Consider the following 2,191-nt stretch of genomic DNA (forward strand, 5'->3'; position numbering starts at 1 on the left):
GCCCAGACGGGCCTGGCCGGCGGCACCGGAAGCGGCGCCGCCGCCCCCGCAGCCGGAAAGGGCGGCGCACAGGGCGGCGCCGAGGGCGGCCGCGGCCGCCGCATTGCGCACAGAAAGGGTCACGCCCGCAAAATATATGACGATCTGATTGGCGGATGGTCGCACCACGGGTCCGGCGGGGTGATTCCCCCGCCCGCCCCGCAGGGCCCAGCTCCTCAGCAGCCGCGCACGGCGCTCCCCGACGCCGACGCCGACGTCGTAGTCCGCCGGCGGACAGCGCGGATCCATCTCCTCCAAGTGGTCCGGCAGCAGCGCGCCGGCGACCCGGGCGCGGTACCACTTCCGGTCGGCGGGCACGACGTACCACGGCGCCACCGCGGTCGAGCAGCGCCCCAGGACCGCCTCGTACGCCTGCCGGTACGCGGACCCGCACCGCCCGCTCGCCCATGTCGCCCGGGTCGGACGTCCAGCGCTCCGCCGGATCGTCGAGCCACTTCGGCATCCGCCTGCGCAGCTCCTCGTCCCCCAGGTGCAGGAAGACCTTCACGACGGTGGCTCCGTCGGCCGCGAGGGACTCCTCGAAGCGGCCCGGCGGCGGCTGCGCTCCGCCGGGTGGGGGCCTTGAAGGCCGCGACCAGGCGCTCGCCCCCTCCGATCGTCCACCACGTCGGACGCGGCCGCGAGGGCTCCGGGGACGGCCCCGGGGCCGCCCGCGTCAGTGCCAGGGGCCGGTCACGGCGAACGTCGTCCCCGGGGTGTAGGCGTTGACGTACATGGTCCGCCCGTCGGGCGAGAAGGTGACACCGGCGAACTCGCCCCACTGCGGCGCGCCCGGCCCGCCGACATCGTCGGCGTTGCGGGCCACCGGGTAGACCTCGCCGCCGCGGGTCACCCCGAAGACGTACTGGGCGCCGCCGCCGTCCTCGCACACCATCAGCCCGCCGTCGGGGGCCAGGCAGATGTTGTCGGGGGAGTCGCCGGGCAGGACGGTCCCGGCCGCCGGCCCGAACAGCACCTCCAGGCGGACCACGGCGCGCCGCGGGTCGTGGAACCACACCTGGCCGTGGTGGTCGGCGGCCGAGCCCTCGGCGCTGCGCGCGAAGCTGGAGACGAAATGGACCCCGCCGCCGCCCCAGTAGCAGCCCTCCAGCTTCTGCGCGTGCGTGATGCCGCCGGGCCCGAAGTCCTGGAACCGGATCGGGGTGCCGTCGGCCGCCGGGTCGGGTACGGGCACCCACTCGGCCGGGAGTTCGGTGCCGGGCTCGTCCACCGCGGACAGGTCCGGCACCCCGCGCACGCGCAGCGCCTGGAGGGTTCCGCCGGCCCGCAGGGAGCCGGGCCCGCCGAGCGGGCGGGCGGGCAGGAAGCGGTAGAAGAGGCCGAACGGCTCGACGAAGGCGTCCTCCGTCTCGTACACGATGCCGGTGGCCGGGTCGACGGCCACCGCCTCGTGCGCGAACCGGCCCAGCGCCGTCAGCGGGACGGCGCCGGAGCGGAGCGGGTCGGCGGGGTCGACCTCGAAGACCCAGCCGTGGTCCTCGGCGTAGCCGGAGCTGCCGGCGCGGTCCTCGGTCTCCTCGCAGCTCAGCCAGGTGCCCCACGGGGTGCGGCCGCCCGCGCAGTTGACGGCGGTGCCGGCGAGGGCGACGCGCTCGGCGGTGACCCGGCCGTCCGCGGCGAGGTCGAGGACCGTGCAGCCCCCGCGCGCCGCGGGGTCGTACACGAGACCGGGCACGGCGGGAACGCGCAGGGCGGCGGCCGGGCCGTTCTCGTGGTTGCGGACCAGGCGCACCGCGCCGGAGGGACCGGCGAACGCGGCCATGCCGTCGCAGTTGCCCGGCACGGGCCCCTCCCCGGAACGCAGCGGCTCGCCGGCGCGGGACAGGACCCGGTAGGCGAAGCCGGCGGGCAGGTCGAGCAGGCCGCGCGGATCGGGCAGCAGCGGCCCGTACCCGCCGACCCGCCGGGCCGCGGCGGCCCGCGGACCCGCGGCGAACAGCGCGCCGAGCGCTCCGGTGAAGCTGACACCCGCGGCGGCGAGGAGACTGCGACGACTGACGGACACGTGGCGGCTCCCCTGGGCGGGCGGCGGGAGTTGACGCGCCCGTGGTACCACGCCCCACAGCCCGACCGGTCGCGGCAGGTTCGGCCCGGCCGCAGCGGTCACTCTGCCGGCGGTGTGGGGGTGGGG

General features: G+C 77.1%; 1 protein-coding gene and 2 pseudogenes. All 3 read right to left on the reverse strand.

Features of this window, described 5'->3' with window-relative positions; genetic code table 11:
• Positions 1–483: pseudogene (locus tag EF903_RS31865) on the reverse strand (hypothetical protein); the annotation flags it as partial.
• A pseudogene (locus tag EF903_RS36200) lies at positions 449–574 on the reverse strand (polyphosphate kinase 2 family protein); the annotation flags it as partial. The pseudogenes EF903_RS31865 and EF903_RS36200, both read right to left, overlap by 35 nt.
• A 141-nt stretch (positions 575–715) precedes the next feature.
• Complete coding sequence (locus tag EF903_RS31870; protein WP_185902933.1) at positions 716–2,065, reverse strand: alkaline phosphatase PhoX; 1,350 nt, start codon at positions 2,063–2,065, stop codon at positions 716–718.
• Positions 2,066–2,191 lie beyond the last annotated feature (126 nt).

It is taken from the genome of Streptomyces sp. WAC05292, from assembly GCF_003949955.1.
GTDB classification, from domain to species: Bacteria; Actinomycetota; Actinomycetes; order Streptomycetales; family Streptomycetaceae; genus Streptomyces; species Streptomyces globosus.